Raw genomic sequence first — 14,205 nt, forward strand, 5'->3', positions numbered from 1 at the left:
CGGGAAATCCAGTTGTGGCCCGGAGCCGCTTGGGGCAGGTTCCCCCTATGACCCGCATCATTCCGATCTTCTCCGCCGTGGCGCTTGCCGCGATCCTCTCTCTGTCATCCGCAAGGGCTGACGAGGCCTCGGCGTTGGCCGCAGCCCAAAGGCTGGCCGATGCCAAGGACTGGCCCGCCGCCGCCGCGGTTCAGGGCACGACCGCCGCCACGATCATCGAATGGCAACGCCTGCGCGCGGGCGACGGCAAGTTGGGCGACTATGAGGCCTTCCTCGCCCGCCATCCCGATTGGCCCGGCCTTCCCCTGCTGCGGGAAAAGGGCGAGGCGGCGGTGGCCCGGTCCTCTACCCCCGACCGCGTCATCGCCTATTTCGGCGCCCAAGCCCCCGCGACTGCCAAAGGTGCCCTGGCCCTGGCCGCCGCCCTGCAAGCCAAGGGGCAAAAGACCCAGGCGGATGAGGTCATGACCCGCGCCTGGATCGACCTGGAATTCACCGCCGAGGATCAGGCGGCGGCGCTTGCCGCCCATGGCCCCGCGCTGCAGGTCGCCCATGACCTGCGGCTGGATCGCCTGCTCTGGGCGGGCGACCGTGCCGCCGAGGCCGCGCGGATGCTGGACCTCGTCTCGCCGGGCTGGCAGGCCCTGGCCCGCGCCCGCATCGCCCTGCGCGCCGACCGGGAGGGCGTCACGGCCCTGGTCAAAGCCATCCCCGCTCCGCAAGCGCAAGATCCGGGCCTGGCCTTCGACCGCTTCCTGTATCGGATGCGGCACGACAGCTATGCCGATGCCGCGACCCTGATCCTGGAGCGGTCAACCTCGGCCCGCGCCTTGGGCGACCCCAAGGCCTGGGCCGACAAGCGCGCCAGCCTGACCCGCTGGCTGATCCGCAACAATGACCCCAAGACCGCCTACCGGGTCGCGGCCTCGCACCAGCTAACCGCGCTGGAGGACCGCGCCGATCTGGAATTCCTGGCGGGCTTCATAGCCTTGCGCAAACTGGGCGACCCGGCCCGCGCCCTGACGCATTTCCAGCACCTGACCCAGGCCGGCACCGCGATCACCAAGGCCCGCGGCTATTACTGGATGGCAAGGGCGCAAGAGGCGATGGGCGACCCCAAGGCCAAGGCCAGCTATCAGGAGGCCGCCCGGCACCAGACCTCGTATTACGGGCTTCTGGCGGCCGAGAAACTGGGGCTTTCGCTGGACAAGGCGCTGGTCTCGAACGCCCCGCCACCGGGCGACTGGCAGGCGCTGTCGGGATCAACCGTCCTGCAGGCCGCTCGCCTTCTGGCAAGTGCCGGCAACGACCAGCTGTCGGCCCGCTTTCTGTTGCACATGGCCGAAAGCCTGTCTGATGCGCAACTGGGCGCGCTCGCCGCCATGTCGCTGAAAGACGGCCACTACCGCAGCGCCGTCCTGCTGGCCAAGGCCGCGGCCGAACGAGGCACGATCCTGCCCGGCGCCTATTTCCCCATCCCCGACATGGTGCCCGACCAGTTGAGGGTCAGCCGCGCCCTCGCCCTCGCCATCGCGCGCCGCGAAAGCGAGTTCGACCCCCGCGCCCGGTCTTCCGCCGGCGCGCTCGGCCTGATGCAGGTCCTGCCCACCACGGGGGCCAAGGTCGCCAAGGACATCGGCATCCCCCATTCCGAAAGCAAACTGGGATCTGACCCGGCCTATAACGTGCAAATCGGCGCGGCCTATCTGCGCGAGATGGCGGATCAATTCGGCCCCTCGGTCGCGCTGATTGCCAGCGGATACAACGCCGGCCCCCGCCGCCCCGCCGCCTGGATCGAGGCCTTTGGCGACCCGCGCAGCCCCTCGGTCGATGTGGTGGATTGGGTAGAGACCATCCCCTTCACCGAAACCCGCACCTATGTGATGCGCGTCACCGAAGGCGTGGTGATCTACCGCGCCAAACTGAAAGGCGCGTCCGGCCCGGTCCGCATCACCACGGAACTCACCGGGAGATAAGGCGCGGCACCAAAAGACCGCCCCCCCCTTTCATACTGACTCAAATATCTCTCGGGGGTCCGGGGGCAGACAGCCCCCGGCGCTTTCCGCGAAAGCTACCCGTTCTCGCGCAGGACCGTCCCCGCCAGATACAGCGACCCACAGATCAGGACCCGCGCGCCGGGTTCCACGGCCGCAATCTCGCTCAAAGCCTCGGCGACCGAGCCCGAGACCGTCGCCTTGATCCCGGCCGCCCGCGCGGCCTCGCAGGTCACTTCGGCAGGCAGCGTGTTCGCCTCGCCGGGGATGGAGACCGCGCGCAGGGTCTCGGCGACCGGCGCCAGGGGCTCCATATAACCGCGGACATCCTTGGTGTTGATCATGCCGCAGATCATATGCGTCGGCCGCCGTGTCATCCGCGCCAGGGTCGAGGCCACGGCCTGCCCTCCTGCCGGATTGTGCCCGCCGTCCAGCCACAATTCCACCCGAGGGGCCAGATCGACCAGGGGGCCAGACTTCAACCGCTGCATCCGGGCGGGCCAAAAGGCGCGCGTCACCGCCGCCTCACAGGCCGCAGGACTGGCGCCCAACGACCGCAAAGCCATCAGCGCCGCGCCGGCATTTTGCACCTGATGCGGCCCGGGCAGGTTCGGCAAGGGCAGGTCCAGAAGCCCGTTGTCATCCTGAAACACCATGCGGCCATGTTCCTCATGGACATGCCAATGCTGACCAAAGGCCAGCACCGGCGCGCCCAGCCGCATGGCCCGCGCCTCGATGACCGCAAGCCCCTCGTCGGTCTGCGGCCCGATGATCACCGGCACGCCCCGCTTGATGATGCCGGCCTTTTCAAAGGCGATCTCGGGCAGCGTTTCGCCCAGATATTGCTGATGGTCGATCGACACCGGGGTGATGATCGACAGCGCCGGACGCGTCACCACATTGGTCGCATCCAACCGCCCGCCCAGACCCACCTCCAACAGCGTGTAATCCGCAGGCACCCGGGAAAAGGCCAAAAACGCCGCGCAGGTGGTGATCTCGAAGAACGTGATCGACCCTTCGCCATTCAGCGCCATGCATTCGTCCAGCAGCGCGGTCAGCGCGTCTTCGGTGATCAGCGCGCCGGCCAGCCGGATGCGTTCATGGAACCAGGCCAGATGCGGTGAGGTATAGGCATGGACCGCCTTGCCATCCGCCTCCAGCCCCGCGCGGATCATGGCCTGGGTCGACCCCTTGCCATTGGTCCCGGCGATATGGATCACCGGGGGCAAGGACCGCTCCGGGTTGCCCATGGCGGCCAAAAGCCGTTCGACCCGGTCCATCGTCAGGTCGATGATCTTGGGGTGGAAGGCCGTCATCCGGGCCAGGATCGCATCCGAACTCATTTTGCGGCCGCAGGAGGCGCCACAAGCTCGCCCTTGATGGCGGGCGGTTGGCCCGTCAACATGCGCAGGATGGTGACAAGTTCATCCTTCATGTCGCGGCGATGGGTCACGCGGTCCAACATGCCGTGGTCCAACAGGTATTCGGCGCGCTGAAAGCCTTCGGGCAGTTTCTCGCGGATGGTTTGTTCGATGACGCGGGGGCCGGCAAAGCAGATCAGCGCATTGGGCTCGGCCATCTGGACATCGCCCAACATGGCATAAGAGGCCGTCACGCCCCCGGTCGTCGGATGGGTCAAGACGGTGATATAGGGCAGCCGCGCCTCACGGACCATCTGCACCGCGACGGTCGTGCGGGGCATCTGCATCAGGGAGAGGATGCCCTCTTGCATCCGCGCGCCCCCGGCTGCGGTGAACACGACCAAAGGCCGCTTGTGTTTGACCGCCGCCTGAGCCGCCGCCACCATCGCGTTGCCGACGAACATCCCCATCGACCCGGCCATAAAGCTGAAGTCTTGGGCCACGGCGACGATGGGGGTGCGGTTGATCTCGCCCTCGGCGACCAACATCGCCTCACGCTCGCCGCTGGCCTTTTGCGCGGCCTTCAGCCGGTCGGGGTATTTCTTCTGGTCGCGGAAATGCAGCGGGTCCACGATGGGCTCGGGCACCTTCACCTCGGTGAAAATCCCGCCATCGAACAGCGCCGTGAACCGTTCCCGCGGGCTGATCGCCATATGGTGATCGCAATTGCTGCAAACGTTCAGATTGTCCGCCAGTTCGCGATGGAACAGCATCGTCCCACATTCCGGGCACTTGGTCCACAGATTGTCGGGCGTTTCGCGCCGCGAGAAGAGCGAGTTGATCTTCGGGCGGACGTAATTGGTGATCCAGTTCATGAAGGCTGGCCTTTTCGGTCATTCTGCTGGCCCCGAAATAAGCCCTGCGCCCGGGAAAAGCAATCAGACCCTAAGTGCCAGCCGCGCAGAAAGCCATCCGACGGCCAGCATCAGGAAATCCAGACCCAGCCAGGGCAGCGCCGAGGCCGCCCCCAGGTCCAGCGTTTGCAGCGCCAGACCGTTCATCGGCCCCTTCAGCCCGACCAGGAAGATCCCCTGCGCCAGCATCGCCGCCTGCAGGCCGATGGCCGCGCCAAGGCCTCCGGTTCGCGCCGTCAGATCGGCACAGGCGGCCGAGAAGGCGAGGCTCCACAGGATCGACAGCGCCGCCAGATCGCCCACCGCCGCGGGCGCGCCCTGCAACAGCGCGAACAGCGCGGCAGGCAGGCCCATCCAGACCCAAGAGGCCTGCCACCGCGCCGCCAACTGCTGCTGCAGGAACCCGCGAAAGATCATCTCGGAGGCCGCGGCCGTGACCACCATGCCGGGCAGGGCCAGGGGCGCCCAGGCCAGCACCGTTGCGGGGTCCTGCCCTGGCGTCAGCGCGGGATCGGCGGGCAGGATGAACAGCGCCAGCCCCACAAGGCCAAGCGGCGCGAAGCCCGCCGCAAGGTCGCGGGGCAACCGTGCAAGGGGGCCCAGAAGGCTTGGCAGGCCGCGCCCCGTCACCAAGGCCAGCGCCAACAGAAAGGCGCCCCCCATCGGCAGCGACAGCCACAGGCTTCCGGTCACGCCCAGCGGCGTCACGCCATAGGTCAGGTTGGCCAGCGCCACCATGCCAAAGACCGGCCCATACCAGGCCCGCACCGCCTCGGTCAGCAGGACATGGGCCAGGTCTTGCAAGATCACCCACAGGACCAGAACGGCCAACAGCCGCCAAGGCTCTGCCGTGGCCCGGGCCGGCGCGGCATAGGCCGTCAGCGGCGCATAGGCCGCCACATGATCGGGCAGGGGGTCGGACATCTGGGTTCCATGGGCAAAGGCGCCCTTAGCCTACCCCCGCGAGGCCGGGGGTGCAACCGCGGCGCCCTCTTGCCCCTTGCCCCCCACCCCGGGCGCGGTCTATCGCTGTCAGGCACAATCCCGGACCCGACATGCGCCCCTTTCTGGCCCTGCCCCTGCTCCTTGCCGCCTGCCAGCTGTCCTTGCCGCCCCTGCCGGGCATCGGCCTGCGCGAGCTGAAGATCCTGGACAAGACGGTGACGGTCGCGGCCCCCCGCGGCTATTGCATCGACCCCGATGCCTCGGTCGACCGCGGCGAAGCGGTGGTCGTGCTGATCGGCCGTTGCACCGCAGGCGGCCAGGTCGCCGCGGCGCTGCTGTCGATGACCCTGGGCGAGCCCGGATCGGCCGGCGTCCTGGCCGCCGGCCCCGAGACCCTGGCGCAATTCTTCACCTCGACCCCGGGGCGCAAGCTTTTGGCACGCGACGGGGTGGCGGCCCATGTCGTTGTCACCGAAGCCAAGGTGGGCGAGGGCTCGCTTTTCCTGCGGCTGACCGACCAAGAGGCGGGGGATTACTGGCGCGCCATCTCGGGGATCAGGGGGCGGCTGGTGACGATCTCGGCCTCGGGCGCGCCGGGGGCGCCTTTGACGCCGGAGCAGGGGTTCAAACTGGTGCTGGAAACCGTCGAATTGCTGGAGCGCCGCAATCCCGACCACGCCCCGCCCGCAAGGCCTGCGATCCCTTAAAGGGGTTGGAACCTTAAGCATTTTCCGGCAAGAAGAGAATCGTTTCCCATTTGGGGACAATAGCGGGGGCAGATGGCAAAGCGCCGTATCAGTCTGGTGGATCGGTTGCTGTTTCGGCGCGGGCTGAAGCGCTGGACCTCTTATGGCGAATTGGCCATCGAGACCGATTTGGCGACGCTGTCGCGGTTGACCCATTGGGCGCGGGCCTTGCGGCGCCATCTGGACCGGGTGATTCACGCAGCAGAGTTCCGCATGGCGCTGCCGCTGATCGGGTCCAGCGCGATGCGCAAGCCCCTGGGGACCGACTGGTCCTGGCGGCCCGAACTGTGGCGCGGTCCGCTGGCGCTTCCGGGCATGGCCTCGGTTCCGGCGCGTGCCCCGGTGGGCGAGGGCACGACGATCTTTCACGACTGCCGCCGGTCGGAACTGACGATCCGCCAGATCCGCAACACCCGCGAAAGCGACATCGCGCCCTTTGGCTTTCGGATGGATGTGTTCCGCTTTGACGGCTCTTTCCTGTCGCTGGTGCTGGACCTGCCCGAAGAGGCCGCCCGCGGCCTGAAACTGCGCCACATGATCCGGCTTGATGTCATCGTCGAGATGGAAAAGCCGCTGGAGATTTTTGCCCGGCTGAACATCAAGCATGGGCCGAATGTCGAACAGATCGTGCGCGAACTGCCCTTGGCCGAAGAAGAGGTCATGGTGGAATTCGACCTGGCTTATTCCAAGATCAACGAAAAGCGGGTCGAAAAGCTGTGGGTCGATCTGATCTTTGAGGGCCCCGAGATGAACCAGGTGATCTTGCGAGATGTCACCTTGTCGCGCCGGCCCCGCGCGGAATTGTAAACACGACCGATTTGTAAAGCGGAGAACAGATGCAAGCCACGCTGACCAAGACCCGCATCCGCGAGGGCGTCTGGCAAGGGGTCCTGACCGGCCCGGCCGAGGGGCTGGAGGTCACGCTTCTGGGCGCCCGGATCGAGGGCGTCACCGTGGTGCCTTGCGAGGGCGGCCACGAAGTCTGCGTGCCGATCCCCGCCGCGGTGCTGAATGACGGGGTCCAGACCTTTGTGATCGCGCAGGGCAGCGAGGTTCTGACCCATTTCACCATCATCACCGGCGTGGCGATGGAAGACGACCTGCGCGCCGAGATCGACCTTCTGCGCGCCGAACTCGACATGCTGAAACGCGCCTTCCGCCGCCATTGCGTCGAAACCGCGGTCTAGGGCGGTCTGGTTGCGCGGCGTCGCCCGGGGTATCCAACGGGTCTGGGCGGGGCCCCGGGCTACGCCGCTTTGCCCGTGACCCACCACGCCTTTGACCTGCGGGCGTTAACCCTTCCATAACCAAGACGGCGGCGAAATGTTTCCCCGCCGCAAACGATCCCCCAGAATACCCCGGAAGTGTCTTTGACCTGCCGCGATCTTGCCCCAATCCGGGATCAATCCTGCAGCATCACTCCGACTGATCGCCTGGGGGTAACAATGGATCGACTAACGGAAATGGAAGCCTTTGCCACGGTCGTGGACCAAGGCGGCTTCACGGATGCGGCCAAGAAGATGGGGATTTCCAAATCCGCCGTGTCCAAGCATGTGTCGGCCCTTGAAGCCCGCCTTGGGGCAAGGCTCTTGAACCGCACCACACGCCGCGTCTCGCCGACCGAGATCGGACTTGCCTATTACGACCGCGCCCGCCGCGTGCTGAACGATGCAGGCGAGGCGGATGCGCTGGTCACTTCGATGCAATCGGCGCCCTCGGGGCTGTTGCGCATCAGCGTGGCGACCGACTTCGGCGTCAACCTTCTGTCGCCGATCTTGGGGGATTTCCTGCTGGAATACCCCGATATCACCGTCAACATGGTGCTGAACAACCGCTATGTGGAACTGATTTCCGAAGGCTTCGACATGGCGATCCGGGTCGGAGAGCTGGAGGACAGCTCCCTTCGTGCCCGCAAGCTGGCCGAGACGACGAAAAAGATGATCGGCGCGCCGGGCTATTTCCAGAAATTCGGCCGGCCGCTGAAGATCGACGATCTGAACGACCACAAGCTGTTGCACTATTCCAACCAGGCCAATGGCAATGTATGGAAAGTCATCGCGCCCTCGGGCGAAAAGCGGCAAATTCGAACTGCGGGCTGGTTGACGGTCAATGACGGTCAATCGCTGCTCAATGCCGCCGTGTCGGGTCTGGGGATCGCCTATCTGCCCTCGTTCCTGTATTCCGACGCCATGCGTCAGGGTCAGGTCGAAGAGGCCATCCCGGGCCTGCCGACCGAAGTGCAAGGCATCTATGCCGTCTATCCGCCGGGCCGGTTTACCCAGCCCAAGGTGCGCGCCTTCATCGACTTCCTGGCGCGGCGCTTTTTGGAAAAAGGTCCCGACAACTGGTGACACCTTGTCACAAGACCAAAGGCGCCCCGGGTCAAGCCCGGGGCGCCTTTGCGTTCAGGGCACCGGGGTCAACATGACCTCGACGCGGCGGTTGCGCGTCCTGCCCTCGGGGCTGTCATTGTCGGCCCTTGGCGCCAGATACCCCGCGCCTTGCGCGTCGATCTGGCCGCCCGCAGCCCCCAGGGCGATCAGCGCCGCCCGCACCGATCCCGCCCGCTTTTTCGACAGCGCCACATTCGGCGCCAAGGCCCCCGAGGCATCGGTATGGCCGACCAGCGTCACCTTGCGATCCGGATTGGCGATCAACCACGCCGCCAGGTCGCGCAACGAGGCGTAATCGGCAGGCTCCAGCGCGCCCGAGCCCGAAGCAAAGACCAGGTCTTCCAGCACCTGCGCCCCTCGCGTCGCAAAGGCCGCGTCAAAGCCCTTGGCGGGCTCTGGCTCTGGCGCCTTGGGCGTGGTGATCGTCAAGGGCCGCGCCGTCACGGGCGACACGCTGGACACTTGCACGAACCCCAGATCCGCCGTGCGTGAGACCAGAAGCGCGATGACCTCTTTGCCCCCGGGCTTTTCGGCCAGCAGATAGCGGTAGTCGCCCAGGTCGACATGCATCTGGGGTTCGGGCAGGACCTCCATCCCATAGCGGAAGTCAAAACCGCCGCAGGCATCGGCCTGGCAGGAAAACACAAGATCATAGCCCTGCGCCGCGATCTGCGCGGCCAAGGGTTCGTATAATTGCAAGGTGGTCAGGCGGCCCTGAAGCCGGTAGGCGCGCTGTTCCACCGTGCCCTTGACCTCGCGCAGCGCGATCATCCCCTCGTCATAAGGGCCCTCGGGCAGGCGCAAGGAGGAGGGGCTTTCGCCGCGCCCGCCGATCTCGGAGGCCAGCGCGGGCATCTCCAGCAGGGGCGCGGCCCCGGCGGGGCTGGCCAGAAGGCAAAGGGCAAAAAGCGGTCGTCTCACATCACGGCTCTTGGATACGGTAGTGATAGTGTTCCACAACCCGCATCCCCAGGGAAGAATAGAGCGCACGGGCGGCGGAATTCCCCTCGGTCACGGCCAGCGACAGCGTTTCCGCGCCGTTTTCTGCCGCAAAACCGGCGGCGGCCTGCATCAGGTGACGGCCCACCCCGCGGCGGCGCGCCTGTGGGCGGACCTCGACGGCATGGATCATCGCATGGGGGCCATGCAGCGCCACAAAGGCGATCCCGGCGGGCTTGTCGTCGCTGCGCGCAAGGATGACGGACTTCGGCCCCGCCGCGCGCTCCATCACCTGCAGGCGGGCCGCATCCGTTCCCGCCTCGGCCCACAGCTCGCGGGCGATTTCCATTGGCGGCCAATGCGGAAAGGTGGTCATGCGTGGCGGGGCGTCAAAGGCGCTGACCGCGGCGGCATAGCCCACGACCGGGTCGATCAGCCGATATCCGCGGCGGGAAAGCTCCGCGTCAAAGGCCTGCTGACCGGGCCAAAGGACGAAAAGCGCCGGCTGATCCCAGGCGCGCATGGCCTGTTGAACCGGGGCGAGGTCCTGACCCGTCCAGTCGCACTCCAGACTGGCGGCCGAAACGCGCTTGCCGCCCCCCGCGCCCCTGCGCAGGGTGAAGCAGCCCAGAGCCCGCGTTTCGGCGGGCAGCCAGGTGGCCTCCAGCGTGGCGCGGTAACTCATGCCATCACCTGCGCCAGAGCCTCCAGCGCCGCATCCAGCCGCGCGGCGTCATGGCCGCGGATCACCAAGTTGGTGCCGTATTTGCCGTCCTGCGTAAAGGGATAGGAGCCCATCTGCAGATCGGCCCAGTCCGCGTTGAAGGCGGCAAAAGCGGAGGCGATCTCTCCCTCGCCCTTTTCCACCCGCAGGCTGCGCGAGAGCAGGGGAACGCCCTTGGACAGGGTGGACAGCACGCCTTCCACCATGGCCTCAAAGATCTTGGGCACCCCGGCCATCACATGCACATTGCCAAGCGTAAAGCCGGGGGCAATCGAGATCGGATTGTCGATCAGCGTGGCGGTGTCGGGGATGCGGGCCATGCGTTGACGCGCCGCGTTGAACTCCAGCCCCCGGGCGGCGTAATGCGCGCCCAGCAGCGCCATGGCATCGGCGCGGTGGGTGATGGCTACGCCGCAGGCATCGGCCACGGCATCGGCGGTGATGTCGTCATGGGTCGGCCCGATGCCGCCGCTGGTGAACACCTGATCATAGCCCCGAACCGCCCGGACCGCCGCCACGATGGCGGCGTGATCATCGGCCACGACACGGACTTCGCACAACGAAAGCCCGTGTTCGGTCAGGCGACCCGCCAGGTAATGCATGTTGCTGTCGCGGGTGCGGCCTGAAAGGATCTCATCTCCGATCACCACCATGGCTGCGGTTTGATTGGTCATCGCGTCCCCCTCTGGCAAAACCCTGCCCGATCCCTTATCTAGGTCGCGAACAAAAAGGGCAACCCGATGGACGATACCCGCGGCCGCATCACCAAGGACGGCATCCGCATCTATGAGGACGCGGATTTCGCGGGCATGCGCGAGGCGGGTCGTATCGCGGCGCAGATCCTGGACGATGTCGAACCCCTGGTGAAACCGGGCGCCACGACGGGGCAGATCGAGGATTTCATCCTGGCCGAAATCGCGCGTCACGGGGTGGTTTCGGCCACCGTGGGCTATCGCGGCTATCAACATGCGTCCTGCATTTCGGTCAACCATGTGGTGTGCCATGGCATCCCGGGGGCCAAGATCCCGGGGCGGTCGAGTGACGTGCTGGTGGAACAGGATATCCTGAATATCGACGTGACGGTGATCGTCGATGGCTGGTTCGGGGATAACTCCCGCATGTATGCGGCAGGCACGCCCAAACCCTTTGCCGAGCGTCTGATCAAGGTGACGCATGAGGCCCTGATGCGCGGCATCGCGGCGGTCAAGCCGGGCAACACCTTTGGCGACATCGGCCATGCGATCCAGTCTTTCGTCGAGGCCAACCGCATGTCGGTGGTCCGTGACTTCTGCGGCCATGGTTTGGGCTTGGTCTTCCACGCTCCGCCGAATGTCCTGCACTATGGCCGCCCGGGCACGGGCCCGGTGCTGGAAGAAGGCATGATCTTTACCATCGAGCCCATGGTGAACCTTGGCCGCCCCGAGACCAAGGTTCTGGCTGATGACTGGACCGCGATCACCCGCGACAAAAGCTTGTCGGCGCAATATGAACACTCGGTCGGCGTGACGGCCACGGGCTGCGAGATATTCACCCTCTCGCCCGGTGGGAAATACTTCCAGTTCTGATCCGGCTTGCGGGTGGATGTGTCGAGGGGGGCTGTCTGCCCCCCGCCTTCGGCCCCCCCGAGAGATATTTGAGCCAGTATGAAAGTGGGAAGAAGGCTCTTTCCTTTCATACTGGGATAAATACTCCCGCCGGAGGCATCGTCCGAGCCGGTTGGCCGCAGGCCAGAGGCGAGATGAAAGACTTGCGGCGCAGCCGCGCTATTCGGTGAGTTCTCCGCCGCGCGACGGGCGGGCGGTGCCAAGCCGCGGGTGCAGGCGGCCCGCCACCAGAAAGGCGCCGCCCATCAGCGCGCCCGCGGCGGCAAAGATGCCGGCGGTCGGCGCCACAAGCAGCACGGCCCAAGCCATGCCTGGCGTCACCACCGATGAGACATCGCGAAAGCTGGCATAGATCGCGGACATCTCGGTCCGTTGCGAGGGTTTGACCGACATCAGGAAGGGCAGGCCGCCCACCACATCCAGCGTCACCAACAGCACCGAGGCCGCCATCAGCGCCCCCACCGTGCCCCAGGGCCAGGGTGAGATCAGGGCCGCCAACAGGAACAGCGTCCCGCAGATCGCAAAGGCGCGGCGTACCGAGATCCGCACCGAGGCCTTGCGCGCCAGTTTCAGGATCAAGGGCGAAAACACCAGCATCGCGTTGGAAATCGACAAGGCCACCCCGCCGACATGGTCCCCCAACCCCTGTTCAATGCAGAAATAGGGCAAGTAGACGACATAGACCCACCAGCCGGTCGAGCGGATCACCGCAAAGCTCCACCCCGCGATCAGGCGTGGTTGGGCTGCGAACTGCGCCAGATAGGCCAGCGGATTGACGCCCCGCGCCTCGGCCCGGGCGATCTGGCGCCCATGGCCCAGCCGCAGCAGCTGAAACACCACCAGCTGTCCCATCGCAAAGCCGCCCGCCAACAGGAAGGGCAGCGGCGGCCACAGCCCATGCAGCCAGACCCCCGCCATGGGTCCCACCGTCCAGGGCGTCGCCGCCACCAGCATCTGCAGGCTTTGGACGCGGCCCAGGTCCTTGCGGTCCACATTGTCCAGCACATAGGCGTTGAAACAGACAAAGGTCGTGGCCGTCGCCATGGAATTCGCCGCCAGCGCAAGCGTCACCGCCCAAGGCGTTCCGGCATAGGCCAGCACGGTGGCCAGCATGTAAAGCGTGCAGCCGACCGAATAGGTGTAACCCCTTGGGATGAAACGCGTCACCGCGGGCACCATCAGCCCCCAGGACAGCGACACCAGCCCCACCAGGAAATAGGCCTCTGACGCGCCGACCGTTGATCCCATGGCCTCACGCACCACCAGGGGCATCACGGAAATCAGGATGCCGCGGACCGAGGCTTCAAGGCCGGCGAGGGCGGCGAAATGCCAGAGGGGACGCGCAAGGGACATGCCGCTTTGTGCGCCCGCGCGGGGGGCTGCTCTGGCTTGGCCGCGACGGGGCCGATCAATCCGCGACAGAATTGTGACGTGTCACCCAGGCTTGCAGCCGCGCCCGCGCATCGGGCAGGGGGGCATCCGCATGGGCGCGGGCCAGGAAATGCCGCGTCAGTTCAAGCGCGGCATCGGGGTCGACCGCGCCATTCGCGCCGGGCCTCAGCATCCGCGGCAGGGGCAAAAGCCGCGGCGCCCAATCGCCCGCCGCCGCCGCACTGACCGCCCGTCCCGTCCGCGGCGAGACATAGGCCAAATCGTCGCGCCTGCCCGTCACCGCGCAGGCCGTCAGGTCCAGCCCATAGCCCATCTGCTCCAGCAGCTGCATTTCCCAGTGGATGTAATGGGTCAACCACTCCTCCCCTTCGGCCAATTGATCGAAAAGGCCAAGCGACAGGGTGTAAAGCCCCGGGTGCGGATCGCGTTCCGGTAGAGAAATGTGAAGCAGGGACACGGCAGAGCTGAGCGCAGCCAGCCGCCCCCTATCCTCCAGGATCACCGCGCGGGAGCGTTTCGGTTCCACCGTAAAGGCGCCCATGTGATCTTCAAGCCGCGCGCGCCAGCGGACCGCCAGTTGCGTGCCGGGGATCAGCACGCCCGCCATCTTGCGCGACCCCCCGCCGCGCACGACGCCCATGTGGCGGCCATGCATCGCGGTCAGCACCTCGACGATGGCCGAGGATTCGCCATGCGGGCGGGTGGTCAGAAGGATGCCGTCGTCTTGCCAGTCCATGCGGCAAATCATGCCCTGTTCGCGCCGCAGGGGAAAGCCCGCGCGCCCAAGGTTGGGTCAAGCCGCGGCGGGGTCCATCCACAAGGGGCCAAAGCCGTTGCCGTCGGGGTCCTCGAAGGCGCGGGAATATATGAAGCCCAGGTCCTCGGCGTCGTGCAGCGCGCGCCCCCCGGCGCCGATGGCGGCCTCGGTCATGGCATCAACCTCGGCGCGGCTGTCGCAGGACAGGGCGAAGAGGCAGGTGGCGCCTTCGGAGGGCAGGATCAGCGGCTTGGGCGAGAATTCGCGGAACTGCTCATGGGTCGACAGCATAAAATAGATCGCGTCCGAGACCACGACACAGGCCGAACTTGGGCCAGAGAACTTCGGGTTGATGGTGAAGCCCAGAGCCTCGTAAAACGCCCGGGCGCGGGGCAGGTCGGTGACGGGCAGGGTGATAAAGATCATCCGGGGCATG

The 14,205-nt window shown here is 66.4% G+C and carries 15 protein-coding genes; 6 read left to right on the plus strand and 9 right to left on the minus strand.

Annotation, left to right across the window (positions count from 1 at the left end):
• The first annotated feature begins 47 nt into the window (after positions 1-47).
• Complete coding sequence (locus NX862_RS06460; protein WP_264493062.1) at positions 48-1,976, plus strand: lytic transglycosylase domain-containing protein; 1,929 nt, start codon at positions 48-50, stop codon at positions 1,974-1,976.
• A 95-nt stretch (positions 1,977-2,071) separates the two neighbouring features.
• Here NX862_RS06460 and NX862_RS06465 read toward each other — a convergent pair whose 3' ends face one another.
• From NX862_RS06465 to NX862_RS06475, 3 genes are all read right to left on the minus strand, one after another.
• Positions 2,072-3,337 (minus strand): bifunctional folylpolyglutamate synthase/dihydrofolate synthase, encoded by a 1,266-nt coding sequence (locus tag NX862_RS06465; protein ID WP_264493063.1) that lies wholly within the window; start codon positions 3,335-3,337, stop codon positions 2,072-2,074.
• Positions 3,334-4,230: an acetyl-CoA carboxylase, carboxyltransferase subunit beta gene (gene accD / locus NX862_RS06470; RefSeq protein WP_264493064.1), complete on the minus strand. Its 897-nt coding sequence runs from the start codon at positions 4,228-4,230 to the stop codon at positions 3,334-3,336. The genes NX862_RS06465 and accD overlap by 4 nt, the downstream gene beginning before the upstream one ends.
• Positions 4,231-4,293: 63 nt before the next feature.
• Positions 4,294-5,193, minus strand: a complete 900-nt coding sequence (locus NX862_RS06475; protein ID WP_264493065.1) for a CPBP family glutamic-type intramembrane protease — start codon at positions 5,191-5,193, stop codon at positions 4,294-4,296.
• Between the two features lie 131 nt (positions 5,194-5,324).
• On the opposite strand from NX862_RS06475, the gene NX862_RS06480 reads away from it, so the two are divergent.
• The 4 genes from NX862_RS06480 (at position 5,325) to NX862_RS06495 (ending at position 8,311) form a co-directional block, all read left to right on the plus strand.
• Positions 5,325-5,921 carry a cation transport ATPase gene (locus NX862_RS06480; protein ID WP_264493066.1) on the plus strand — a complete coding sequence of 199 codons (597 nt, stop codon included), beginning with the start codon at positions 5,325-5,327 and terminating at the stop codon, positions 5,919-5,921.
• A gap of 72 nt (positions 5,922-5,993) precedes the next feature.
• Complete coding sequence (locus NX862_RS06485; protein ID WP_264493067.1) at positions 5,994-6,767, plus strand: DUF6478 family protein; 774 nt, start codon at positions 5,994-5,996, stop codon at positions 6,765-6,767.
• A gap of 29 nt (positions 6,768-6,796) precedes the next feature.
• On the plus strand, positions 6,797-7,147 hold the full coding sequence (locus NX862_RS06490) for a hypothetical protein (protein ID WP_264493068.1): 351 nt from the start codon (positions 6,797-6,799) through the stop codon (positions 7,145-7,147).
• Positions 7,148-7,405: 258 nt separating this feature from the next.
• On the plus strand, positions 7,406-8,311 hold the full coding sequence (locus NX862_RS06495; protein ID WP_264493069.1) for a LysR family transcriptional regulator: 906 nt from the start codon (positions 7,406-7,408) through the stop codon (positions 8,309-8,311).
• 54 nt (positions 8,312-8,365) lie between these two features.
• Here the strand turns inward: NX862_RS06495 and NX862_RS06500 are convergent, their stop codons facing one another.
• Genes NX862_RS06500 through NX862_RS06510 form a run of 3 tightly spaced genes read right to left on the minus strand, consistent with a single transcriptional unit; the run spans position 8,366 to position 10,690 of the window.
• Positions 8,366-9,274, minus strand: a complete 909-nt coding sequence (locus NX862_RS06500; protein WP_264493070.1) for an OmpA family protein — start codon at positions 9,272-9,274, stop codon at positions 8,366-8,368.
• 1 nt (position 9,275) lies between these two features.
• On the minus strand, positions 9,276-9,977 hold the full coding sequence (locus NX862_RS06505) for a GNAT family N-acetyltransferase (protein WP_264493071.1): 702 nt from the start codon (positions 9,975-9,977) through the stop codon (positions 9,276-9,278).
• Positions 9,974-10,690: a competence/damage-inducible protein A gene (locus tag NX862_RS06510; protein ID WP_264493072.1), complete on the minus strand. Its 717-nt coding sequence runs from the start codon at positions 10,688-10,690 to the stop codon at positions 9,974-9,976. The genes NX862_RS06505 and NX862_RS06510 overlap by 4 nt, the downstream gene beginning before the upstream one ends.
• A 66-nt stretch (positions 10,691-10,756) precedes the next feature.
• Between NX862_RS06510 and map the strand changes: the two genes are divergently transcribed.
• Positions 10,757-11,581: a type I methionyl aminopeptidase gene (gene map, locus NX862_RS06515; protein WP_264493073.1), complete on the plus strand. Its 825-nt coding sequence runs from the start codon at positions 10,757-10,759 to the stop codon at positions 11,579-11,581.
• A gap of 198 nt (positions 11,582-11,779) precedes the next feature.
• On the opposite strand, the gene NX862_RS06520 is transcribed toward map, so the two are convergent.
• From NX862_RS06520 to NX862_RS06530, 3 genes are read right to left on the minus strand one after another with little or no spacing between them, the layout of a single operon-like run.
• On the minus strand, positions 11,780-12,973 hold the full coding sequence (locus tag NX862_RS06520; RefSeq protein ID WP_264493074.1) for an MFS transporter: 1,194 nt from the start codon (positions 12,971-12,973) through the stop codon (positions 11,780-11,782).
• Between the two features lie 55 nt (positions 12,974-13,028).
• Positions 13,029-13,748 (minus strand): DNA repair protein RecO, encoded by a 720-nt coding sequence (gene recO, locus NX862_RS06525; protein ID WP_264493075.1) that lies wholly within the window; start codon positions 13,746-13,748, stop codon positions 13,029-13,031.
• A gap of 57 nt (positions 13,749-13,805) precedes the next feature.
• Positions 13,806-14,204 carry a VOC family protein gene (locus tag NX862_RS06530; RefSeq protein ID WP_264493076.1) on the minus strand — a complete coding sequence of 133 codons (399 nt, stop codon included), beginning with the start codon at positions 14,202-14,204 and terminating at the stop codon, positions 13,806-13,808.
• Between the last annotated feature and the right edge of the window lies 1 nt (position 14,205).

This window comes from Stagnihabitans lacustris, from assembly GCF_025950525.1.
GTDB lineage: Bacteria > Pseudomonadota > Alphaproteobacteria > Rhodobacterales > Rhodobacteraceae > Stagnihabitans.

What these genes read in the sequence shown, in the direction of transcription:
- NX862_RS06460 (WP_264493062.1), top strand. Translation starts at nt 48, where the DNA reads ATGACCCGCATCATTCCGATCTTCTCCGCCGTGGCGCTTGCCGCGATC.
- NX862_RS06465 (WP_264493063.1), bottom strand. Translation starts at nt 3,337, where the DNA reads ATGAGTTCGGATGCGATCCTGGCCCGGATGACGGCCTTCCACCCCAAG.
- accD (WP_264493064.1), bottom strand. Translation starts at nt 4,230, where the DNA reads ATGAACTGGATCACCAATTACGTCCGCCCGAAGATCAACTCGCTCTTC.
- NX862_RS06475 (WP_264493065.1), bottom strand. Translation starts at nt 5,193, where the DNA reads ATGTCCGACCCCCTGCCCGATCATGTGGCGGCCTATGCGCCGCTGACG.
- NX862_RS06480 (WP_264493066.1), top strand. Translation starts at nt 5,325, where the DNA reads ATGCGCCCCTTTCTGGCCCTGCCCCTGCTCCTTGCCGCCTGCCAGCTG.
- NX862_RS06485 (WP_264493067.1), top strand. Translation starts at nt 5,994, where the DNA reads ATGGCAAAGCGCCGTATCAGTCTGGTGGATCGGTTGCTGTTTCGGCGC.
- NX862_RS06490 (WP_264493068.1), top strand. Translation starts at nt 6,797, where the DNA reads ATGCAAGCCACGCTGACCAAGACCCGCATCCGCGAGGGCGTCTGGCAA.
- NX862_RS06495 (WP_264493069.1), top strand. Translation starts at nt 7,406, where the DNA reads ATGGATCGACTAACGGAAATGGAAGCCTTTGCCACGGTCGTGGACCAA.
- NX862_RS06505 (WP_264493071.1), bottom strand. Translation starts at nt 9,977, where the DNA reads ATGAGTTACCGCGCCACGCTGGAGGCCACCTGGCTGCCCGCCGAAACG.
- NX862_RS06510 (WP_264493072.1), bottom strand. Translation starts at nt 10,690, where the DNA reads ATGACCAATCAAACCGCAGCCATGGTGGTGATCGGAGATGAGATCCTT.
- map (WP_264493073.1), top strand. Translation starts at nt 10,757, where the DNA reads ATGGACGATACCCGCGGCCGCATCACCAAGGACGGCATCCGCATCTAT.
- NX862_RS06520 (WP_264493074.1), bottom strand. Translation starts at nt 12,973, where the DNA reads ATGTCCCTTGCGCGTCCCCTCTGGCATTTCGCCGCCCTCGCCGGCCTT.
- recO (WP_264493075.1), bottom strand. Translation starts at nt 13,748, where the DNA reads ATGGACTGGCAAGACGACGGCATCCTTCTGACCACCCGCCCGCATGGC.
- NX862_RS06530 (WP_264493076.1), bottom strand. Translation starts at nt 14,204, where the DNA reads ATGCCCCGGATGATCTTTATCACCCTGCCCGTCACCGACCTGCCCCGC.